At 35.4% G+C, this 23,923-nt stretch carries 20 protein-coding genes; 13 read left to right on the top strand and 7 right to left on the bottom strand.

Annotated elements, in window-relative coordinates:
- Positions 1-7: 7 nt before the first annotated feature.
- Positions 8-1,159 carry an efflux RND transporter periplasmic adaptor subunit gene (locus tag NZD88_RS17460; protein ID WP_259830843.1) on the bottom strand — a complete coding sequence of 384 codons (1,152 nt, stop codon included), beginning with the start codon at positions 1,157-1,159 and terminating at the stop codon, positions 8-10.
- 303 nt (positions 1,160-1,462) lie between these two features.
- On the opposite strand from NZD88_RS17460, the gene NZD88_RS17455 reads away from it, so the two are divergent.
- Complete coding sequence (locus tag NZD88_RS17455; protein WP_259830841.1) at positions 1,463-2,806, top strand: sigma-54-dependent transcriptional regulator; 1,344 nt, start codon at positions 1,463-1,465, stop codon at positions 2,804-2,806.
- Between the two features lie 20 nt (positions 2,807-2,826).
- Positions 2,827-4,143, top strand: a complete 1,317-nt coding sequence (locus NZD88_RS17450; RefSeq protein WP_259830839.1) for a sensor histidine kinase — start codon at positions 2,827-2,829, stop codon at positions 4,141-4,143.
- A 1,194-nt stretch (positions 4,144-5,337) separates the two neighbouring features.
- On the opposite strand, the gene NZD88_RS17445 is transcribed toward NZD88_RS17450, so the two are convergent.
- Together NZD88_RS17445 and NZD88_RS17440 are read right to left on the bottom strand one after the other, a co-directional pair.
- On the bottom strand, positions 5,338-5,979 hold the full coding sequence (locus tag NZD88_RS17445) for a response regulator transcription factor (RefSeq protein WP_259830838.1): 642 nt from the start codon (positions 5,977-5,979) through the stop codon (positions 5,338-5,340).
- Positions 5,969-7,702: a sensor histidine kinase gene (locus NZD88_RS17440; protein ID WP_259830836.1), complete on the bottom strand. Its 1,734-nt coding sequence runs from the start codon at positions 7,700-7,702 to the stop codon at positions 5,969-5,971. The genes NZD88_RS17445 and NZD88_RS17440 overlap by 11 nt, the downstream gene beginning before the upstream one ends.
- Before the next feature lie 363 nt (positions 7,703-8,065).
- On the opposite strand from NZD88_RS17440, the gene NZD88_RS17435 reads away from it, so the two are divergent.
- Both NZD88_RS17435 and NZD88_RS17430 read left to right on the top strand, forming a co-directional pair.
- Entirely contained in the window at positions 8,066-8,638 is a 573-nt protein-coding gene (locus NZD88_RS17435) for a Crp/Fnr family transcriptional regulator (protein ID WP_259830834.1), read from the top strand.
- A gap of 254 nt (positions 8,639-8,892) precedes the next feature.
- Entirely contained in the window at positions 8,893-9,594 is a 702-nt protein-coding gene (locus NZD88_RS17430) for a type 1 glutamine amidotransferase domain-containing protein (protein ID WP_259830832.1), read from the top strand.
- 232 nt (positions 9,595-9,826) lie between these two features.
- On the opposite strand, the gene NZD88_RS17425 is transcribed toward NZD88_RS17430, so the two are convergent.
- The 3 genes from NZD88_RS17425 to NZD88_RS17415 all read right to left on the bottom strand — a co-directional run bounded on the left by NZD88_RS17425 (position 9,827) and on the right by NZD88_RS17415 (position 12,173).
- Entirely contained in the window at positions 9,827-10,165 is a 339-nt protein-coding gene (locus NZD88_RS17425; protein ID WP_259830831.1) for a helix-turn-helix domain-containing protein, read from the bottom strand.
- A gap of 9 nt (positions 10,166-10,174) precedes the next feature.
- Positions 10,175-10,612, bottom strand: coding sequence for a transposase (locus NZD88_RS17420; RefSeq protein WP_259830829.1), 438 nt, complete (start codon positions 10,610-10,612; stop codon positions 10,175-10,177).
- Positions 10,613-10,712: 100 nt separating this feature from the next.
- Positions 10,713-12,173, bottom strand: a complete 1,461-nt coding sequence (locus tag NZD88_RS17415; protein ID WP_259830826.1) for a hypothetical protein — start codon at positions 12,171-12,173, stop codon at positions 10,713-10,715.
- 726 nt (positions 12,174-12,899) lie between these two features.
- Here NZD88_RS17415 and NZD88_RS17410 point away from each other — a divergent pair.
- The 9 genes from NZD88_RS17410 to NZD88_RS17375 all read left to right on the top strand — a co-directional run bounded on the left by NZD88_RS17410 (position 12,900) and on the right by NZD88_RS17375 (position 23,258).
- Positions 12,900-13,676, top strand: a complete 777-nt coding sequence (locus NZD88_RS17410) for a hypothetical protein (protein WP_259830824.1) — start codon at positions 12,900-12,902, stop codon at positions 13,674-13,676.
- 928 nt (positions 13,677-14,604) lie between these two features.
- Positions 14,605-15,375, top strand: coding sequence for a hypothetical protein (locus NZD88_RS17405; RefSeq protein WP_259830822.1), 771 nt, complete (start codon positions 14,605-14,607; stop codon positions 15,373-15,375).
- Between the two features lie 267 nt (positions 15,376-15,642).
- Complete coding sequence (locus NZD88_RS17400) at positions 15,643-17,370, top strand: amidohydrolase family protein (protein WP_259830820.1); 1,728 nt, start codon at positions 15,643-15,645, stop codon at positions 17,368-17,370.
- A gap of 224 nt (positions 17,371-17,594) precedes the next feature.
- Entirely contained in the window at positions 17,595-18,737 is a 1,143-nt protein-coding gene (locus NZD88_RS17395) for a vWA domain-containing protein (protein WP_259830815.1), read from the top strand.
- Positions 18,738-18,819: 82 nt separating this feature from the next.
- Positions 18,820-20,274, top strand: a complete 1,455-nt coding sequence (locus tag NZD88_RS17390; RefSeq protein WP_259830814.1) for a sigma 54-interacting transcriptional regulator — start codon at positions 18,820-18,822, stop codon at positions 20,272-20,274.
- 144 nt (positions 20,275-20,418) lie between these two features.
- Positions 20,419-20,937, top strand: a complete 519-nt coding sequence (locus NZD88_RS17385; RefSeq protein WP_259830813.1) for a hypothetical protein — start codon at positions 20,419-20,421, stop codon at positions 20,935-20,937.
- A 153-nt stretch (positions 20,938-21,090) separates the two neighbouring features.
- Positions 21,091-21,234: a bacteriocin-like protein gene (locus NZD88_RS17380; protein ID WP_259830812.1), complete on the top strand. Its 144-nt coding sequence runs from the start codon at positions 21,091-21,093 to the stop codon at positions 21,232-21,234.
- A gap of 28 nt (positions 21,235-21,262) precedes the next feature.
- Positions 21,263-21,409, top strand: a complete 147-nt coding sequence (locus NZD88_RS21385) for a bacteriocin-like protein (protein ID WP_423738669.1) — start codon at positions 21,263-21,265, stop codon at positions 21,407-21,409.
- A gap of 259 nt (positions 21,410-21,668) precedes the next feature.
- Positions 21,669-23,258: a sigma-54 interaction domain-containing protein gene (locus NZD88_RS17375; protein WP_259830811.1), complete on the top strand. Its 1,590-nt coding sequence runs from the start codon at positions 21,669-21,671 to the stop codon at positions 23,256-23,258.
- Between the two features lie 21 nt (positions 23,259-23,279).
- Here NZD88_RS17375 and NZD88_RS17370 read toward each other — a convergent pair whose 3' ends face one another.
- Entirely contained in the window at positions 23,280-23,906 is a 627-nt protein-coding gene (locus NZD88_RS17370; RefSeq protein WP_259830810.1) for a TMEM175 family protein, read from the bottom strand.
- Between the last annotated feature and the right edge of the window lie 17 nt (positions 23,907-23,923).

The following is a 23,923-nucleotide window of genomic DNA, read 5'->3' as shown; positions in this document are numbered from 1 at the left end:
AGGTTAATTATTTTTTATTTTTAATCTCAAGGATTTCATATTTTTTTATATCTGAATAGTCAGATGTAATCACTGTTTCACCGCTTTTCAATCCCGAAACTACTTCGTAAAATAAAGGATTTTCACGCCCTAAAGCAATGTTTCTTTTTTCTGCTTTATTTCCTTTTACCACGAAGATCCATTTTCCGTTGGTATCTTTATAAAAATTACCTTTAGGAACCATTACACTCTGGGTATCGGCGGAAAGTTTCAGTTTAACGCCAAAAGTCATCCCTATTTTGAGGTTTTGAGGTTTCACATCTGTAAAGTTAAGCTCTACAGAAAACTGACCGTCCTTTACTTCCGGTAAAATTTTTGTAATGATCACGTTATAAGATTTACCGTCATTATCCAGGCTTCCTTTAATTCCGATTTGAAGTTTATTGATGTAGTATTCATCTACTTTGGCAACCAATTTATAGCCATCCATCAGATCGATTTTACCAATACTCTGTCCGGTTGTCAGATTTTCTCCTATGGAAACATTAAATGATGACAACCTTCCAGAAGCCGGAGCCATAATCAGGAAATTGTTTTTATTGGAATGCAGGATCTGAAGGCTTTTCTCCATCTGACTAATAGAAGAATTAACGGCAGACATTTGTGAGCTTCTGGATTTTTTTTCAGTAAAAGCTCCCTTTTCTACGATTGATTTTCTTTGTTTCTGGTAATTCAGATTCTGCAAACTGATGTCATAATCTGTCTTTTTCCCAATTTCAGCGTCATACAGTCGTTTTTGCAAATTAAATGACTGCAAAGCGGTATTATAATCATTCTGGGACTGCAGTAATTCCTTATCCTGAGCGAATTCCTGATTTTTAAGCTCAAGAAGCGTGCTCCTCATCTGGCTGATCTGCTGCATAATTCCGGTTTCCTGGTTCAGATAATTAAACTCTGTATTGGGGTTGTACACCCGTGCAATAGGTTGTCCTTTGGTTAACATCTGCCCGTCTTCAGCAAATATTTCTTTGATGGCACCGCCTTCCAAAACATTAACCAAAGAGGAATTGAGAGATTGCGTCTGTGCGGTGAGCATCAACATGTCTTCAAACTTTCCCCGGGTGACTTCATCCATCTGGATGTCTTCTGCCGAAATATTATACGTCTTTTTTTGTTTCATAAAATACAGACTGAATAGTGATCCTGCCACTATTATTATCAATCCGACTAAAACAATTTTCAATTTAGATTTCTTTTTTACTATTTTCGTATCCATAATTAAGATAACTCGTTTGCTTACAATTAATTACACAATCCAGATGCCAGTAAATTATAAATTTGTAAGTCTCTGACAATCTGAAATAAAGCTTTAAACCTATTTTTAAAAACTGTTCATTATCGGACACTTTTTGTGCGATAATGAACACTTAAGCTTTAATTTTGTGTATTGAGTTCTCTGTTTAATTAATTTTTTAAAAATAATATGCGTAAAAAAGAAGCTCATATTTTGATTGTAGATGATAATGAAGATATTTTATTTTCTGCAAGGGTTTGGCTCAAGAAGTTTTTCTCAGAGGTAAGCTGCCTTAGCCATCCTACAAAAATTCTGAAATTTATAACTGAAAATCAGATCGATGCTGTTGTTTTGGATATGAATTTCCGGAAAGGATTTGAAAATGGTCAGGATGGTCTGTATTGGATGAATGAGATAAAAACACTTGAACCACAGCTTCCTATCATTCTGATGACGGCTTATGGTGAAGTGGAACTGGCTATTGAAGGCTTAAAAAAAGGAGCTTCAGATTTTATCCTCAAACCATGGAATAACGAAAAACTGTATGCCTCAGTTAATCTTGCCGTTGATATTTCACGAAAGAATAAAAAGCTCAGTCAATGGGAAAACATCAATCAAAAAAGCAATCAGTATCAGCTGGACAGTCATTCTCAAAAAATGCAGGAGATTCTTCACCAAATAAAAAAAGTCTCTCCTACTGATGCCAACATCCTTCTTTTGGGCGAAAACGGAACGGGAAAATATGTTTTGGCAGAATCTATTCATGAGCAATCTGACAGAAAAAATGAGCCTTTTGTTCATATCGATTTGGGAAGTATTTCTGAAAATCTTTTTGAATCTGAATTATTCGGATATAAAAAAGGAGCATTTACAGACGCTCATCAGGATTATGCCGGAAAAATAGAAAATACCCAGAACGGAACTGTTTTTCTGGATGAAATTGGCAATCTACCACTTCAACTTCAAACTAAATTACTGAGTCTGATCCAAAACAGAAAACTCTCCAGAATTGGGGAAACCAAGGAAAGAATCCTGGATGTGCGTTTTATTTTTGCCACCAATGAGAATCTGAAAAAAGCAGTAGCGGAGAACCGTTTTCGTCAGGATTTATACTACAGAATAAATACGGTGGAAATTAATATTCCGGCTTTAAGGGAAAGACAGGAAGACATCAATATTCTTGCTGTATATTTCTTAGACCGCTACAAACAGAAATACCATAAACCCAATTTGGAATTATCTGAAAACTTATTATCTCAGCTAAAAAATTATCCCTGGCCCGGAAATATCCGTGAACTAGATCACTGTATCGAAAGAAGTGTAATTTTATCCAATGACAAAAGTCTTCAGCTTTTGATGCCTCAACTGGAAGAACAGGAAAACACGATCACCAATCTTAATATTGAAGACATGGAAGAAATGCTCATTAAAAAAGCCCTGAAAAAGCATCAGGGTAACATATCTTTGGCAGCTGAAGATCTGGGACTTTCAAGAGCCGCTTTATATAGAAGAATGGAAAAGTTCGGGTTATAATTTTAGTTATATTTACTTCAATGCATAAAAGCAATTATATCTGGTTGATTTATATTTCGTTGGCTATCGTCTCTGGAATAGTATGCTATCACTTTTTCGTCAGAGAAAAATGGATGAATGTGATCTTATTTTCTTTACTGACTCTAATTTTGGTGCTTTTAGCCAATTTCTCATTTTTATCTCAGATTGCAAAAACAGAGAAAATTATTCAATCCATCATTAAAAAAGATTTTTCATTGTTTCCAAAAGAAGAAGGTTCTGATTTAATTGACGGCAGTGTACAGTTATATTACCAAAGTAAAAATGAACACCTTTCTTTATCTTCTTACAAATTACTGTATGAAAGTATTTTGGACCAAATGGACATCGGTCTGATGATTTTATCTGAAACTGATAAGGAATGGAAAGTATTCTACGTGAATCCTACCTTTCTGAATATCCTGGAAATCCCCAAATATAATTCCTGGAATCTGTATGCCACAAAAATTCCTGAATTTTACCGAATTATTGAGGAAACGAATTATGAAAGTTCGCAGGATTTTCTTGATATTTCTATCCGTCAAAATGCGAAACAGTCTTTTTCTATGAGAACGAAACAAGTGAAAAACGTTCAGCATAGTTTTTACATTATCACTTTAGAATCTGTTCAGAAAATTATTGAGCAGAAAGAAAAACTGGCCTGGAATAACCTTATGAAAGTGATTTCGCATGAACTTTTAAATACATTAACTCCGGTCAACAGTCTTATTCAAAACCTTGAATACATTAGTAATCAGGAGACAGTCAATAAGGAAGATCAGGAAGAAATGAAAGAAAGCCTGATGATCATCACTTCAAAATCAAAACAGCTCCTCAATTTTGTTGACAATTACCGCCAGGTAGCAGAACTTCCAAAACCCATCCTCAAAAATGTCTCTCTGAAAAAAATCACAGAATCTGCCATTGACTTTTTAAAACATGAATTTGAAAAGAACAATATTCAGGTCGTTTTAGATTTGGAAGAACATTTTGTTTCTGCAGATCTGAAAATGATTGAACGAAGCCTTATCAATCTTTATCTCAACGCTATTTTTGCCGTCTTGGAAAAGGAAGAAAGGATTATTAAAACCTCTATAAAATCTCGAAACAACCGGGTTATTTTAGCGTTAACAGACAATGGTTCAGGCATCACCCATGAAATTAAAGATAAAATATTTCTTCCGTTTTTTACGACCAGAAATGGAGGTTCCGGAATTGGCTTAACTCTTTCAAAAAGTATTATGGAAGCCCATCGGGGATATCTTATCTATCAGTCACAGGAAGAAGGCAGCTCTTTTGAAATGTGGTTTTTAAAATAAAAAAAGAGGTTGACCCTTTTGGATAAACCTCTTTTTATTCTGTATTTAATAACCTAACGACCTATTTAACTTCTCTATAGTAATTTGTGTTTTTTTAAGAGTGGCTTTCAAGAAGTCAGGCCAAGGTTACGCATACACTTATATTAATTTCATCATTTAGTTTTTTGCAGCCATAATGTGTTATTTTTACAGCTACCATCATTTGTGTGTTTGTACAGAACTTCTAAAGCATAGCCGCTTTTTCTGTTCAAATACGTTTTTCATTTGGTTTTTTTCTCTGGTACAAAGTAACAACATTGCAGAATATAATACCCTACAATCAGCATCGATATATATCGATAAAAGCCTAGATGTTTATCGACAGAATGATTTAAACATTCACCTTAAATCATCATAATTTTTCTGAAATACAGAGATGCCTCAAAAAAAAAAAGAGGTTGACCCTTTTGGACAACCTCCTTTTTCTCTGTATTTAATAACCTAATGAACCATTTAACTTCTTTATTGTAATTTGTGTTTTTTTAAGAGTGGCTTTCAAGAAGTCAGGCCAAGGTTAAGCATACACTTATTTTAATTTCATCATTTAGTTTTTTGCAGCTATAACGTGTTATTTTTACAGCTACCATCATTTGTTTTTTCTCTGGTACAAAGTAACAACATTGCAGAATACATTATCCTATAATTGGTATCGATATATGTCGATAAAAGCTGAGATGTTTATCGGCAAAATGGCTTAAGAATTTACCTTAAATCACACTAATTTTTCTGAAATATGGAGAGGTTTCTATAACAAAAAAAGGTTGACCCTTTTGGACAACCTTTTTTTCTGTATTCAATAACCTAACGACCTATTTAACTTCTTTATTGTAATTTGTGTTTTTTTAAGAGCGGCTTTCAAGAAGTCAGGCCAAGGTTATGCATACACTTATTTTAATTTCATCATTTGTTTTTGTGCAACCATAACGTGTTATTTTTACAGTTACCATCATTTGTATGTTTGTACAGAACTTCAAAGGCTAAATAGCATTTTCTGTTCAGATACATTTCTCATTTGGTTTTTTTCTCTGGTACAAAGTAACAACATCGCAGAATAAAATATCCTACAATAGACACCGATATATATCGATAAACACCTAGATCTTTATTGGCAAAAGATTGGGACAGTCTGGAAGTAAAAAACGGATTTTGGAAATCCTACATTTTATGATGGGTTTTGACGATATCAATCAGCTCAACGAGATTTTCAATTTTCAATTTATCGAAAATATTTTTCTTGATCGTGCTGACTGTATTCTGTTTGATATCCAGATGATTGGCGATTTCCAGGTTGCCAAGTCCTTCCGCATACATTTCGGCAATTTGTAACTCCCTATTCGATAAGCGGCTGAGAGGATTGATTAAATCCGGATTGTGAACAAACTGCACCATTAAGTTCCTGGAAAGAGCAGAAAAATATTCGCCTTTGTGTACGATATCTGAGATCGCCTGTCTTATCTCATCCTCTTCACTTAATTTACTTACATATCCATTAGCGCCGGCTTTTATAAATTTGAGCACATGCAGATCTTCTTCCAGACCGGTGAAGACTAAAATTTTAATATTGGGATTGGCGATTCTCATCTTTGGCAAAACATGCAGACTGTTTCCGTCCGGAAAGTGAGCATCAATGATGGCGATTTCAATTTCCTTTGATTGTATCAGTTCTACAATCTGTAGTAAAGATGAAGTGTGATATACCTTAGCATTGGGCACAATTTCATCGATAAGGATCTCCATTCCCTGTCTTACGATACTATGATCATCCGCTAAAAGGAATACAATCTCTTTATTTTCCATTGGCATTCCCATTATTACTGATATTTAAATTAATACTGAATGTTACTTTTGTTCCTTTATGCAGCTTACTTGAAACAGATATTTCACCATTGAAAAGTTCTATAATTTCCTTACACAAGCTTAGTCCCAATCCTGCACCAAAATTATCAATTTCATCAGATATCATTCCCTGATAATAGGGTTCAAAAATTTTCGCCAGGTCAGAATCAGATATTCCCACCCCAGTATCCCCTACTGTTGTGATGAGGGAAATTCTGTTGTCATCTATCTGTTCCGTTGCCATGGTAAGATCAATCTGACCGTTTTCTGTAAACTTGTTGGCATTTCCCAGAATATTCATAAAAACCTGGTTGATTTTTATAGGGTCTGAATTCACCACAAGGTTTTCAGGTATCCTGTCCGTCACCAAAAATTTATTATTTCTGGTTTCGATATAGGGCGTAATAGCTTTTACAATAGAATTAATTTCATCCTTAAGATTAAAGACCGTTTTTGTCAGTTTGTTTTCAGCTTCCTGATTCTTCGTATATTCAAGGATCTGTTTAGACTGTATCAGCAAGGTACTGTTGGTAAACTTAATGGACTTCAGATAGTCTTTTGTAGTTTCATCCTTGGTCGTTCTGTTGATCTTATCGATAAAAATATTAACAATTTTAAGCGGAGACATTAATTCGTGGCTCAACATTCCCAGAATTCTGTTTTTGAAAGTAAGACTCTTTTTAATCTCGTCATTCGCTGCATTCAGTTTCAGTTCATAGATGAATGCCATTCTTGTAAAGTACATGATCAGAATGGATACAATAAACATTAAAACCATTAATCCCAGTACCAGATAGGTTCTGATTTTACTATTATCGGAGCTTTGCTTGTTATATTCTTTTTCTAATTCTGATTTAAAGTCTTTAATGGCATTTTCGTACACCTTGATCAGCCCGTTGCTATACACCAATAGCTTACTGAAATTGCTGTAAAAATGAGCATTATCCCGTTGATTTTTAGCGACATGCAACTGAACCTTTTTCACCTCATCCGAATAATGCTTATCCATAGATTTTATGGCATTATCCATTTCTGATTTTATGTTAGAAAGGTCTAGTGCTTTATTGTTCGTCATTGTAATGACCGTGCTTTCTTTCTGAACCTCCACCTTTCCGGATATGGCATCTTTTAAACGTCCCATAAAGCCTTTCTTCTTGATGGTATCAGAATAGGTACGCGTTTCGATATTCAGATTATCGAAATTATTCTTATACTTTTTCAGCTCATAGGGTGTATCCTCAACTTTTTCAGGAGGGTTCAGAGAAGACTGATAAGCGGAATCTATTAATGTTTTCAGCCTTTTAATCTGCAGCGTATCTTTTTTCTGCAGGGTTAGATTGTTTTTCAATCTCGGCTTTATGCTTTCATACGCTCCTATTTTATCAAAATTGCCCTTCAGTTTTCTAAGGGACTGAAAATATAATTTCAGATCTTTGTCATCCTGGCTGACCATATACTTTTGAAGGTAGTTCTGCGCATCCATGAAATCTTTTCGCGAATCATCCGTCAGCCCACCCAAAGCTCTGCTTTCCTCCAGTTGGTCCTTGATAAACTTCAGTTTCTTTTCATTCACAAATTCGTTATAAAAAAAAACGGCGATAATGACCTGTATCAATAGAATACAGGCGATCAATGAGTAATGAACAATTTTCCTCAATTTAAAATTTAAGAATTTATTTTTCATATCTGTTTATCAGCTAAATTAATTTTCTGATTATTTAAGTCTTTCCGGTATTAGTTTTAAAGGATATAACAGCACGACCAGAAATCAGGTAGTGCAGGTATATCATTCGTTTAGCAAAGTTAAAGTAATTTTTGTCTTTTTATAACAGTAAATACATGATAAAACCAAGAGAATTTAATTTCACTTTACATCAAAAAACTTCATAAAAATTGAGGATTTCACTCAGTGTATGTATTTTTAATATGATATTTTAAATTCCAGCCTGATTATTAACAAATTCCTTACCAAAATTTTTTGTTATCCCCCCGAAAATTTGTTCAGAACATGCCAACATAAAGTATATTTGCATCATAGTATTACGTTATGAATGCAAAAGAAATTCTGAGAACACATATGAGTAAAGTGGTTGATCTTACGGATGAACAGTTTGATTATTTCTTTTCGTTATTTAAACCTAAATCTTTTAAAAAAGGTGAAACCCTAATTACCGAAGGCGATGAAGTTGATCATGAATATTTCGTTCTCGATGGTTGCTTAAAAACATTTTATACCAACGACAGCCTTAAAATGCACATTCTTCAGTTTGCAACAAGCATGTGGTGGGCTTCGGACTATAATGCGTTGTACAACAATGAAAAAGCCACGTTCAGTATTGATTGTGTCGCAGATGCTCACACCCTTTGCCTTTACAGTGAAGACCGGGAAAAAGCATGCCGGGAAATCCATGAAGTGGAACATTTTCTCCGCTGGCGCTCAAACAGGGGCTATGTTGGATTACAAAAACGAATCCTCTCTCTTTTAAATAATAATGCACGTAGCCGATACGAAGAATTAATGATGCAACATCCCGAATTGTACAATCTCGTACCCAAACAGTTAATAGCAGCATACCTCGGTGTTTCAAGAGAGACCCTGAGCCGTCTGTATCAACCTTAGTAAAGTGATCTATATCACAAAAAACAGTTTTTTCCCGTAAAGTGATGTAGGTCACACCATCATCTTCTCTTTTTGCCCCAAATTCGTATTGTTATTTAAAGACAGTAAAAATGGAGGCATACGAAATCAATACCACCAATTTAAATGGTTCAGACGCCCTAATTGAAACAGAAGGTTGCGTTTTATGGTATTCCCTGCTTTAAATTCTGTCTTTTATACCTCATAATAATTTATAAATTTTAAAATTCAAAATAATGAACACAACAGATTTTAAAGTACTTATTGTGCTTACATCACATGATCAGTTAGGGGACACCGGACTTAAAACAGGTTTTTGGTCAGAAGAGTTTGCAGCTCCCTATTACTCCCTTACTGAAGGAGGTGCGGAAGTAACTTTGGCTTCACCACTTGGTGGCAGACCCCCACTCGATCCTAAAAGTGAACTTCCAGACTTCCAGACAGAAGCAACCAGACGTTTTGATGCGGATGAAGCCTTACAGGAAAAACTTTCCCACACCCTGAAGCTTAGCGAAGTGAAAGAGGAGGATTACGATGCCGTATTCTACCCCGGAGGTCATGGCCCTCTTTGGGACCTTACCAATGATCAAAATTCTATTGCGCTGATTGAAGCATTTTACAGAAAAGGTAAACCTGTAGCAGCCGTTTGCCATGCTCCCGGAGTATTCAGATTTGTGAAAAATGAAGACGGTTCTCCATTGGTACAAGGAAAACAAGTGACCGGGTTTGCCAATACAGAAGAAGAGGCTGTGCAATTGACCGAAATAGTTCCGTACCTGGTGGAAGATGAATTGAAAAAACTAGGTGGAATTTACAGTAAAACGGAAGACTGGCACAGCTACGTTTTACAGGATGGACATTTAATTACAGGACAAAACCCAGGATCATCGATAGCCGTTGCTCAAAAATTAATTGACCTGCTGAAGAGCAAAAATTAGTAGGACACTATTCAATAAAAGATGGTTATTTTATTATCTGATGATCTTGTGGCAATATCAATTTAGACGGTTAGACTCCTGCCTGTTCCAGGCAGGAGTCTAATTTTTTAGTTCTCCTTCAATTTTAGACTCTAATTATCCGGCATCTGGCAAAATCCCTACTTTGATCGCTGATTTTAGATGTTGCTTCTCTTTTAACTATTGGTATCTGATTTAATTGAGATCATTCTATTTATAAACTTTTATCAAACTCTGCCATTTTCTTCCATTTGGCGATTGAATTCCTGCTCAGTTTAAAATGAAGAGCTATTTGGGTATTATTTAATTTATTCTTTTTTTGATAATTTAAAATATCCAAGATGGCAGATTTATCATAAGAACGGTGCTGCTGATTAAAGATGGTAGCTTCTTTATTTTTTGTCTCAAATATTAATGAATTCAGTTTTATTACATCCAGAGCGGATAATTCCTCTTTTTCTAAAATACCCCTACATATTTTTTTTTTCTGAGGATATCTCTTTGTAATAATATCATTATAAATTCTTTTATAATCCGGGTATGATTTTTCCATATGCTTTTATTATTCTCTTTCGTAGCTTCTGTATTTGCTAATCCATTTATAGAGTGTTGTTTTAGGGATTTTATAATCAGTGATGACCTCTTGCTTTGTTTTTTCTCCTATATTAATAAGCTCTATGATAAAGTCAATAAGCTCTTGTGTATAGAGACTTTTCCTGAAAACAGGAAGTGAACAGGGTATTTGTTTTTCATTTTTATTGTTAACTGCAGGAGGTGAATAGAAAATCAAATGCTGAGAGTATAATCTAAAAAAATCATATTCCAATAATTTGGACCATCTTAGAAGATTTCCTGTATCAAGTTCCTTTTGTTGAAACATATTTTTGATCTCTTGTTCATCACATCTAAAGAAATTACATACCCTGTCTAAAGGAATATCCAATTCTTGCCATTTTTTTTCAACTAAATTTCCAATGTGGATGTCTTTTAAATTGATCATAATACTATTTTTCAGACCACAAATTTGCTTTATCCTGTGTGTTTTTCAAAAAAAAGAGATATTACTTAGATATGACAATAAAAAAACATAGATAAACAGTCTATGAAACAGATTTTAAAATATTAAATGTCTTATTAACATTTTTCATCCAGACATAAATATCTTCGTCAGAGGATATTTTCAACTTTTTCCTCAACCTGTTTTTTCTGGTCTGTATGGACTGAGGTTGTACAAATGTATAAGTGGCTATATCCTTCGTAGAAAAGTTGAGAAACAATAGTGCACAAAACTTTAATTCAGTGTTGAGCAGCTGAGGCTCGATCTCCAGTAGTTTTGGGAAAAATTCGGGATAAACCTCCTGAAACCGGGTAAGAAACTCGGAATCATTATTTTTTGCCAACTGTACCACCTCCTCAAAAGCAACATTGAGCTTTTGACTTAATAATCTGGTTTCCTGCTCTTTTCTATTCAGTATTGTATTGTTTTTGTGTAATCTTCTTACAATAAGAAAAATCAGGATAAATAAACCAAGAGCTCCGGTACATATTCCGTAAAATAAAAATTTATTACTGTTTTTTATTTTATTTTCTTTTTGTACTACTAATTCTTTTACTGTGCTTTCAATAGCAGACTGCTTGGCATTTGTTAAACTATCTCTAACAGAAGTATATTTCTGGAGGTATTCTCTGGCAGATTCTTCGTTCCCAACTTGCTTATAAACTTTAGAAACAGCATTATACAGCCATTGTACTTCAACAATATTTCTCCCTTTTTTAGCCAGCTGAATAGACTTTTGATAATTAACAATTGCAGAATCATATTCTTTTTTATGTTCATTAATCAAACCTTTTATCTTATACAATTTGGAATTACTGTTTCCCAATATTCTTTTTGATTGAGCTTCCAGCGGTTTAAGGTTGATTTCCGCTGAATCAATCTTTTTTTCATCAATATTGATTTCTATTAATCCTAAAGAATACCATAATAACATTGATTTTGATCTGGCTGTCATTTTTTTCTCACGTCGCAAAATATTAATTCCCTTTTTTATGTAGAATTTAGATGAATCCAGCTGATTTTTAGCTTTATACACAGCTCCTATTTCACAGTAGGCATAAGATTTATGAAATATTCTTAATGAATCAGTAGAAATTTCGTCTGACAGTATGGTGATTTCTTTAAATTCAGCGATTGCCTCCTGATAAAGTCCCATATTATAATAATTAAACCCTGAATAATTTTTAATCAAAATCTGAAAGTCGAAATCATTTTGAGCATATTCTTGATTTTTTGCCAGTCTTAAATATTCCAGTCCCTTTTTATAATCACTTGCGTAGGAATAGCCACAAGAAAGATTTAAATAAGCTAATGCAATTCCTTTAGAATAATTGATTGCTTTAGAATTTTTCAGCAGTAGCATCGTTTTTTTTATGTACTCATCATACTTCCCTTCTCTGGCTAAAACCTCAGTTTTCGCAAACCCTGAATCAATATATTTCGTGGAAATCCGTTGCTGGCCGGACAATAAAATGGAAAAAAAAATAATAAAAAATTTCATCATGTGTTAATTATATTATAAGCATAAAATTAAAATACTATTAAATCATAATTGAAATTTAAATTACTATACTAAATTAATAATATCACAACACTATTTTGCAATATTTTTAAATTGTTTCTATAGATTTTTTAAAACATCAGCTATTGATATCATCTGTTAAAATAAAATTCCATTAACGATTTAATTCGGGCAATAATAAAAATTTATATTGTATAAGTCCCTACTAAAGCATATTACACAGATATTACATCTTAGAATCTATGGGGTTTCTCTGTATATTCAAACCACAATACGTTACCTTCATCGGATTAAATAAATAGTCTGTATTTTCTTCTAATAATACATACAATAAATGTGTCATATACAAGTAAAATCCCATTTCTGATAATCATCCTGCTCCATTTCCGGATCAACTTTACTGAGAACTAAAAAAATAATCTAAATATCCTCCAACCGAACAGAAAATATTATTAAAATAATAGTGTGTTTTTTGTTTTTTACAACAAAACCATGTGACTAGGTTAAAATTCATCGGGCAGGTTTTTTTAAAAAAATAAATTAAAAAACTAATTATCAATTACTTAAAACGATGTAATACCCATGTAATAGGCGAGATTTTGAAAAAATATTATTTTCTGATGTAATATTGCTCTATCAAATTTTATAGATTCTCAAACAATAGTTCACATTTCAAATCAATCCTATAATTTATAAATCTACACTCAAATGAAAAAATTAATCTTTTCTTTAATTCTCATGGCGTCTATATCCGCCCATTCCCAGGTAGGGGTTAATACTACTACTCCTCAAAAAGCATTACATGTTAACGGTTCGCTTCAGGTCGTTAATGAATTGAACGTTGGGGGTGATGCTAGTACAGCTGGTTCGGCAGGAACATCCGGACAAATCCTGACTTCTCAGGGACCAAGTGTTGCGCCCGCATGGCAGACCTTGAATACGGTAAGTGGAACTGTAAATAGTGCTAGGTATGTCCAGGGAACTACCGAAGCTACAGCTACAGCAGGACAGACAATTGATGTACCGGGAGTCACTCTTAATGTAACTGTTCCTGCTGGTAAAACCCAAACCCTTTTGTTTACTATTTTAGGATATGCATTAGATATCGGTACCGGGGTATCATCTCAGGGGGTTTTTACGCTTCTGCAAAATGGAACTAAAATTTCCTCAGCGTATGTCTCAAAAGCGGGTATCTTTCCTAATAATGCTCAATCAGATTTATCTGTTACTGTTAATATTCCTGCCTTTAATAATAATTATACTTTTCCTATACCTCGTAGCACGGGAGGATTAGTCAATATGCCTGTGCCTGTAACCTTTCTAAAATCTGTCACTCTAACTGCAGGAACATATGCTTTTAAGGTTCAGTATGTTGCTTGGGCAGGGACCGCCAGAGTGAATGTAGTTCCCTCCACTTTCTCCGGATACAATGGAGACACAGAAGCGATGCTTACTAAAATGCAGGTATTAGTGTATAATAATTAAAGGAGGTCAAGCTTAGTAAGGATAATCTCAATTTCAACCCCCTCATTTTTTTATTTTTTACGATTCTAAACACACAAATAACCTTTATAAGATATTTTGAAAGACTCCTCAGATTAATCCTGAGGAGTTTCTTTTTGTATTCTTCACCTGGAGTCATATTATAAATTAAAAACTGTAATCTATATTAACTTTTACATGCCTATCAGAAGGAGAAAGTATAAATCTCGTGTTTCTGTCGAAAAGCTATGTGAGGGGTCTTGAATATAAGCAGAAATACCTTCTATGACGAGAAAAGAAAAGAATACTGCAATATGGGTGATTTTTAAGATCTATATTGAAGTTGTACAGGATCTGGAAACCTCAGAAATAATCAGTAAAAATCCTCTTCAAATTAAAAAATACTATTGCAATATGATCGCAGTCACCCTATTATATCTTAGTAAGCCAACTTCCTCATTATTGCAATAGTAAAATAATAACTAAAGACCATCTACTCTCGATTAACCTAATGATCACCTTTCTCCTATTTTAATTCTTCCAAGATCAATACAAGAAAAATGAACTACGGTCAATCTATAAAACTATTAAAAAATGTTCATTCATATCTGCAACTAAATAGTTTATTTTATAATTTCTAAATCTATTTTATGAAATATGAATCCTATTCTGGATTCCATTAATTGCTTATACAACATTACAAAAAGAGTTGAAGTTGAACTAAGTAAAACATATGACATAGATATTACACAAACATAAACCCTTGATAATCACATCAAATTAATAAAAGGAATTTTGAAGTCGAAAGTGCAGGGGAAATTCTAAAGAAATTAATTCTAAAGCCATCAACCTGAGCCCTACGAATGGTGTAAAAAAGATGAGAACTCCTTTCGACCTATATTTCAATGACTTTATTTTTTATATTTGGATTATGGTTAAAAAAATAATTGCTTCAATTATCTTACTGAATCTTTTTTATTCGTGTCAGTCTCAGGATTCCAACGTTGTTTTAATTGAGAAACTGGACAAAACATTTGATGTTTCGGGCTTTTTTAAACCCAGGTTGCAGAAAACGGATGAGCTTTTATCCACTGACATAAAAAAGTTGGATAAAAAGGCAGCGAAAAAAGCTCTTCAAACAGCTATGTTTGCAAAAGATACGCTTGCTTTTTATCAATCGAATGGAAGATTACCAACCGAATTCTATCTGGAATCAACTAATGACTGGATGTCCAGAAAAGAGAAACCCGTCAAATATTTTGGGTACAAATATCACACGGTTGCGTACGATGAGGCAAAGGATACTTTAGCCATTTTAAATAAGGTGGCATTTCCTGCTTTGGACATGACAGAAAACAATAAAGGAGAATTTGTTTACTTAAATGCCCATAAAACTTCAAAAAATAAAAATGACACTTCAAATCTTCTGAGTTTCCTGCAGAAAAATTTCACCCGTGTTACTATTGAAGATAATTCCTCAGACGAGATAAGCTGTTGGGAAAATAAAGATTTTTATTACGTCCTGTCTAAAGAAGACGGACAGGAAGAAGAGATCCTATCGTATGACCTTTCAGGAAATAAAAATTCGAAAATCACAAATATTACTGATATTCGCTTACAGGTATATTCCAAAGATTTTATTCAGATCCTGAGAAATGAGCATGCCTACATTCCTGATTATATACCAGCTGCCAATAAATAATGGTTATCACGGTCTTATTGAAATTTAGAAAAGAGCTTCTCTAATTAAAAGAAGCCCTGAATTCCAAAGGGGAAAGATCCGTTTTGTTTTAACAACCTTATCATTATATCGTATTCTAATGAGAAAAACTACCATGAATTCGCCAAACAGTTTTATTATTCCTCAAAAAAAAGCAGTGTAATTAAGCAACACAATAACGTCTGTTAAAAAAGGGATTCAGATTCACTATTTGTTTGTAAATTGTGCCGAAAACGAACCCCCTGAATAATGAATACTCCCCCTACGCCACTTGCGCCAATACAAGCGCAGGATTCACTTGCCGATAAAAGGCCACCTTTCATTAACTGTCATACCCACACCTTTACCGGAGAGCATATTCCGCCATTTTTAGGTAAAAAACTCCTGCCCCTGGGACTTGGATTTGTACTAACTATAAAACTTATTGTCGGCTACTTCCGATGGTACTATAGGGTTCCGGCAAAATGGAGGTACCAGCGTCCGTACAAACTCTGGCAATCGCTACGTTTCCACATTAGCTGGTTCCTTCAGAAAGTTCCCTATCTGACCTTTCCTATTGGGGTGATTCTAACTTTAGACACCCTTTTTATACTCTTCTTTGGAACTCTATCCGGAAAATTTCATGACCAGGCCTGGTTTGGATATGTGGAAGGTTTAAATAGTTTCATGCAGCAGATTTTTCTTTTACCACCCCCTCAACAGGTAACCTTAAGATTTTTGATTGTACTGCTGCTCTTTGTCCTCAACAAATCGGGACGGAATCTCGTCGTTTTTATTTCCAAAGGTCTGTTTCAGTTTCTAAGATTCCTGCCGGGATCAGAAACATCAGCTTATCTGAAACGGTATATCAGTATTGGCCGATTTGCCTTCCATAAAAAACAAATGACCATATTCCGGATGCTGGAAAAGCAATACCCTTCAGACGGGCGCTTCGTTGTTCTTCCAATGGATATGGATTATATGGAAGCTGGTATTCCTCAATCTAACTATATGAAACAGCTTGATGAGCTAAAGGCACTCAAGCGCATCAAATCTAAAACCTGTCTTCCTTTTGTCTTTGCTGATCCAAGGAGAATAAGAGATGATCATACTTATTTTGACGAGATCAGGAACTGTATAACCAACGAGGGATTCAGAGGAATTAAAACCTATCCTGCCCTTGGCTATTATCCTTTTGACAGAGACATACTTCCATTGATGTTATGGGCCTGTGAAAACCAGATTCCGGTACTCAATCACTGTATTAAAGGTACCATCTACTACCGTGGGAACAAGAAAAAGGAATGGAACACTCACCCCGTATTTTCACAGTCGACCGGAGAAAAAGGAAAGCAGGAACCTTTAAGGCTCTACGAACTCAACAACAGTGACTTCTCTACGAACTTCACCCATCCCCTGAACTACCTTTGCCTGCTGGATGAATACTATCTGAAACTGTTGCTGGAACATTATAATGATCAGGCACTGTATTCACTATTTGGTTATACTACCAGCGATCAGCCCCTTAAGAAGAACCTCAGTGAGCTTAAAATTTGCTTTGGACATTTCGGCGGAGAGGAGGAATGGGCAAAATATATGGAACGCGACCGATACCTCTCTGAAAACGGTTTTACAACTCCACAAGGTAAGGGGATCAATTTCATTCCTACGGCATTGGAAAACTCATGGAGGCATAATACGTGGTTTGCCATTATTTACAGCATGATGCTACAGTATCCTAATGTGTATGCAGACATCAGCTATATTCTTCATGATGACCGCATATTTCCTATGTTAAAATCGCTTTTAAAGAAGGACAGTGGTATTAGCGACCGCATCCTGTATGGCAGTGACTTTTATGTAGTACGCAGCCAGAAAAGTGATAAACAGATGTGGGCGGATACCGCGGGAAGACTGACCGACAATGAGCTCGAGCTGATTACAAGAATCAACCCCAGAAATTTTCTTTATAATACTATTCATCACTATGTAGAATAAATTAATAACGGCTGATAATTAAATTTTTCATTAAAGCTATATCTCATTTCGTATCGCTGTTATTAGTATTTTCTATTTTTCATAAGGTGTTCATGATGTGATATTTCCCTAACTTGTATGCTTAAATAAAGTAAAGAAATACAGAATACCTGCAGGTAATTTTTAAGCTCCAGCCTTCTATCTAAAGGTTTAAAACAGGTACCTGAAAACAGCAGCAGCATCTTATGAAGAATAAAGATTTTAACTATCAAAAAGGATTTACGTTCAGTAAACACATCCCGGAAGATATTTCGCATTTTGACCGGGTCTTTGATGTTTTCAAAGATTTGCTTACCCATACTTCCGGTGATATTGAGGAAGCCTTCGAATGGCTTGATATGCTTGATAAAGAATATGACATTTTTAGCGACGAATATACGCTTCAGGATTTTGAAGAGGATTTAAAAAAACGAGGATACATCAAGGAGGAAGATGATCCTAAAGAAGGTAATTCCGGAACGGGAAAAGGCAAAAATATATTGACGGCTAAACTGGAGGCAGCTTTACGTGAGTATGCCCTTGACCAAATTTTCGGAAAACTGAAAAAAAGTGGTGCAGGAAATCACCGGACCACAAAAACCGGAGTTGGTGACGAACGGGATGGTGAAAACCGTTCTTTTCAATATGGAGATGATCTATCCACCGTGAATATGACCGAAAGCTTAAAAAATGCACAGATCAACAACGGAATTTCAGATTTACGACTAACGGAGGATGACCTTATTGTAGAAGAAACCAAGCACAAAGCGCAAATGAGTACTGTGTTGATGATAGACATCAGCCACTCCATGGTTTTATACGGAGAAGACCGCATCACCCCTGCCAAAAAAGTGGCAATGGCCCTGGTGGAATTAATTAAGCGGAAATATCCGAAAGACTCCATCGATATTATTGTTTTCGGGAATGAAGCCTGGCCCATTAAAATCAAAGATCTCCCCTATTTAAAGGTTGGGCCTTACCATACCAATACAGTTGCCGGATTAGAACTGGCGATGGATATTCTCCGCAGAAAAAGAAATACGAACAAACAGATTTTCATGATTACGGATGGAAAGCCAAGCTGCATCCAGTTGCCCACCGGAGAATTTTATATGAACAGCAACGGCCTTGATGAAATGATTGTTTCCCAATGCCTTAACAGAGCTGCACAAGCCAGAAAACTGAAAATCCCCATCACTACATTTATGATCGCCCAGGATCCTTATCTGCGTAAATTTGTGGAAGCATTTACAGCCCAAAATAAAGGAAAAGCCTTTTTAACAGGTCTGTCAGGTTTAGGACAAATGATTTTTGAAGATTACGAGAAAAATAGAATAAAGAGAATATAATTAGTGCTAGATGCCAAATTTACAATCTAGGTGTTACAATTAAAAAATTCTCATTACATAATTATTATTACTTAAAAAGAAAATGAAAAACGATATTACATTCAAAGAATTAAAAAATTCAGGATATACAGATCAAACGATTAATCAGGAAATTCAGGCGAATTTAATTGCCAGAATCAAAGCTAAAGAACCTGTATTTGAAGGTCTTTGGGGATATGAAGATACGGTAATTCCTCAGTTGAAAAAAGCTATTCTTGCCGGTCATCACATCAATCTGCTGGGGTTGCGGGGACAGGCCAAAACCAGAATTGCGAGAAGTATGGTGAACCTTCTTGATGAATATATGCCTATCGTAAAAGGCTCTGAGATCAATGACAGCCCATTTCAGCCTATCTCAAAATACGCCAGGGATCTTATTGCTGAGCATGGTGATGAAACTCCGATTTCGTGGGTACACCGCTCGAACCGTTTCTTTGAAAAACTGGCTACACCTGATGTGAATGTTGCGGATTTAATTGGCGATATAGATCCCATAAAAGCAGCGACTTTAAAACTGCCATATTCTGATGAGCGTGTTTTACATTACGGAATGATTCCCCGTGCCAACCGTTCTATTTTTGTTCTGAATGAGCTACCGGATCTACAGGCGAGAATTCAGGTTTCCTTATTTAATATTTTGCAGGAAGGTGATATTCAGATTCGTGGATTTCAGCTGAGAATGCCTCTTGACATCCAGTTTGTCTTTACTGCCAATCCTGAAGATTATACCAATCGTGGAAGTATTGTAACCCCGCTGAAGGATAGAATCGGGTCGCAAATTTTCACACACTATCCAAAAACTATTGCGCTTGCCAGACAGATTACAGAACAGGAAGCTATGATTTCAGCTGAAGATCAATCACAGATCCACATTCCCGGTTTGGCAAAAGATCTTTTGGAAGAAGTAGCTTTTGCAGCCCGTACCAGCGAATATGTAGATGCGAAAAGTGGCGTAAGTGCACGCCTTACCATTAGCGCCATGGAAAATTTAGTGGCTGCAGCAAAATTACGTCTGATAGAATCAGATGTTGAAAAAACTACGGTTCGCCTGCTAGATTTTATGTCGATTATTCCATCTATCACAGGAAAAATTGAATTGGTGTATGAGGGTGAGCAGGAAGGGGCAGATTATGTAGCGAAAATATTAATAGACCAGGCAGTGATGATCCAATTTGAAAGTTTATTCCCCCGTATCTCCAAACTGGAAAAAGAAGGTATCAAAACACCGTACACCGACATCATCAAATGGTTTAACAAAAACCACCTTGAACTGAATTACACCGATACAGATGAGGAATTCTATGCTAAACTCAACAGCATAACTCCTTTAGTTACCGTCGTGGAAGAAAATACTTCAGAATTAAGCGTAGAAGATCAAAATTTCTGCAAAGAATTGGTTTTATGGGCGCTGACGATCAGTAAAAAGTTAGACAAATCTGAAAATCAATCGGCTTTTACTTTTGACTCTTCAGATATTGGTCAGTTTTTACGTAACTAAAATATTTTATTAGATACCATATTTTATGGAAAAATAAAAGAGGGCTAATTTTGGTCCTCTTTTTTATATTAATGCCAGACGAAATTGTATTTTCAAATCGGCATTGAATCTTTATGTAATTTTATAAAACAAAAAACATCTGACATGACCTTTGACAAAGAAAATTACCTGACCGAAATGAAATCTATGGTGGATAAAGCAATAGAAAGGCTGAAAGCAGAAAAACCGGAATTTGTCATTTATACTGTCAGCATCTGGACAGATCCCAATGCAGCTGCAAGTGCTATCAGTTTCGACAGCCAACAGAATTCAGTGCTGCAAGTACGGCAGTCAAATGAATTTGATCAACAACAATATGAAGAGTTTATCGCAGAAGGAGATTTCGATAGTGCCCAATTATTTAAACCGGAAACATGGATACAGCGAAACTGTAATCCTGCCGATTTTGAACTCCGAGATTTCGATGAAACCCATCATCCTGATATCCCAATAAACTGGGCGTATGAAAAGGGAGGAAGATGCTGGTCCCAGTTAAAACCTGCCTTAACAGAAATTGGGAACTATGCTTTCAAAAAAATACAAACAATGCCCATTGAGCCCGATTTTGAGCTGGCTATCAACAGCAAAAAAGATTGGTATGACAAGATATGGAAAATCAAATGATATGGATCTTTCTCCAGAAACATAGGAATTATAATGGAGCATCTATTACGTCTTTTAAGATTTTTTAATACTATAAAGGATCAATATTTTCAGAATTATTTCACTTAGTTGAGGAAAATTTATTAATTTCGAATAGAACTAAACCTTATTTTTATGAAAAATTTAAAAAAAATCAACAGACAGGAAATGAAAACCATTAAAGGGGGTATCAACTGCACGGGTGGTCAGCTATGCCTGATCGGCGGAAAGTGGCAATGCAGGCCATACGACGGATGTGGCGGCGGAAACCAGCCCTAAATTTTAATGTTAACCCAATTACTTTATTATGAAAAATTATAAGAAAATTTCAAGAGATCAGTTGAAAAGTATCAATGGCGGAGCATTGAGTTGTTCCGAAGCATGTTGTCCACCTCCGGGAATAAAAAGATGCCCCTGGGTGATCTGTATCGTACCGTGTGATGTATTAAGCTAAGAATTACAAAAATAATACTTATCATTTAGAAATAAAAAGCCCTGGGAATCAAAGATTCCCAGGGCTTTTCTATGGAGAAAGGGATTCGAATCCTTTTTGTAAATGCTTTATGTATGCTTCTTTTATTTTCCAAATCTAAAAAACAATTTATAAGTAAAGAAAACGTGTGAATCCGACAGAGCAGGCCACATAACCTATCTCTTGTTATTCCAAAATAGTTCCGTTTTCCCTACCTTTAGCCTTTCAACAATAGATCCCTATGAATAAACAGTCTGATCAAAACATTGATTTAATGACCCGGCTTCAGGAAATGCAGAAGGATCATCTGGTAATTTCATCTATTAATACTGCCTTTGCGAAAGTTTTAGATAAAAAACATATCAGTCTTGTTTTGCATCAATCCTTTAAAAAGGAATTTCTGTTTAATGAAGTGGTGATCCTTACTGCAAAGGATCATAAACAGCAGATTTTCTACAGCTCTTTCATCACTGAAGAGAATGATACCCATTCCGATTCACTGGATATGTGTTTCGAGCAATGCATACAATCACCGGAACCTGTTTCTTTTTACCTTAAGGACTTCTCTGAAAAGAAAGTATCAATACCTTACTTTACCCGTGCAAAAAAACTGGGAATGCTTACGGCAGTGGGATTTTGCTTACCATCTGTCGGAGATCATAAAAACGTGATTTTCCTTTTGTATAAAAATTTCACTGAATTCAATGGACGGCTAGAAAGGCTATTGGGAGGTATCTCTACACAGCTGTCAATCACGATCAGAAATATTCTTTTCTCGGAAAAGATGGATGCTTTTCATATCTCTGCAACCGATCCTCAAAAAGAGATGAAGCCTGTTAGAAAAGATGATAGAAAAAATAAAGAAGGGTTTAACGGAATCATTGGGGACAGTGAAAGCATACAGCAGATTTATCAGCAAATTTCTCAGGTAGCCTCTTCACCATCCAATGTGATCATCTATGGAGAAACAGGAACCGGAAAAGAACTGATAGCACTGGCTATCCATGAGCTTTCTTCTTCGTCTCATCACCCAATGATCAGAATTAATTGTGCCTCTATTCCTGCCAATCTTATAGAAAGTGAGCTTTTCGGGCATGAGAAAGGCAGTTTTACGGGTGCTACGGAACAGCGTAAAGGGAAATTTGAACAGGCTAATAACAGCACTATTTTTCTGGATGAAATTGGGGAACTGCCTTTAGCTCTTCAGGGAAGATTACTGAGGGTTTTGCAGGAGAAAGAAATTGAAAGAATCGGAGGAAATAAAACGATCAAAGTTAATGTGCGAATTATTGCTGCCACCAACCGTATTCTGGAAAAAGAGGTTGCTGAAGGAAGATTCAGAAGCGACCTGTTCTACCGACTTAATGTTTTCCCCATTCACTTACCTGCATTGCGCGACAGAAAAGATGACATCCCGTTACTGGCCCATTATTTTCTAAAAAAAATCAACCTGAAAACAGGTAAAAAGATCAGTGGCTTTTCCCAAAAAGTAATCCATGCCATGAGTAAAAATACGTGGCCGGGAAATATCCGTGAGCTGGAAAACATGATTGAAAGAAGCATTCTTACGGCAAAAGACAGCACGATCAGAGAAATGGATTTACCGAAAATTTTTGAGCAAAAAACAGCTGATCCGCCTTTTCTAAGTAAAACATTACATGAGGTGGAGAAAGAACATATTCTAAAAACTGTTGAAAAATGCAACGGACGAATTTTCGGGCCGCAGGGAGCAGCTTTATTATTAGGAGTACCGGCTACCACACTGATTTCTAAAATGCAAAAACTAGGAATACAGAAGGAGCATTATTTCAATAAAAGGAATGAACCCTAAAAACTGCTGTGAAGCCGTTAATCATTCCGATTCATTTATACTCATTTCAATTTTCCCGGAAGATAAGGCCCAGAAAATCCACAACCCTAAAATGATCATTAGAGAGACCGCAGGAATCCAAAAAGAGAAAATCAATGCAATAAGATAGATCGGGAAACCATACAGGTAATTGTTCCGGATTTTTTTAATGGCGGCATCGGTAATTCCCGGACGTAAAAGTTTTTTATTGCGGCTGGCTAAAAACCAAAGTAAGTTATAGGCAAAATTGATCAGAACAAAAATTCCCGTATACATAGCCACAACCATAGAAGACGCTTCTCCGTTGAAATATCTGGCCAATAAGGCGGTAGGATAAGAAACTGCAGAAACTAAAAAGAGAATCAGTCCGTTGGCAAACATAATGGCTGAATTACGGCTGTAGATCTGTTTGAAAATCTTGTGATGATTGACCCACATTATAAAAATGCTGAAAAAAGAAAGGATAAAGGCTAAAAATACAGGCCATTGACTCTTCATGAAGATAAAAAGATCATTTCCGTTTTTTATCAAATGTTCTTCCGGTAAGTGAAGATCCAAAACCAAAAGTGTTACCGCAATTGCAAAAACAGCATCACTAAATCCCTCTATTCTGACGGTTTCTTTTTCCATAATTGTTGACTATTTTT

This window comes from Chryseobacterium pyrolae, from assembly GCF_025153485.1.
Taxonomy (GTDB): Bacteria; Bacteroidota; Bacteroidia; order Flavobacteriales; family Weeksellaceae; genus Chryseobacterium; species Chryseobacterium antibioticum.
The sequence above is the reverse complement of the archived record's forward strand: the minus strand, read 5'-3'. Positions and strand labels throughout refer to the sequence as shown.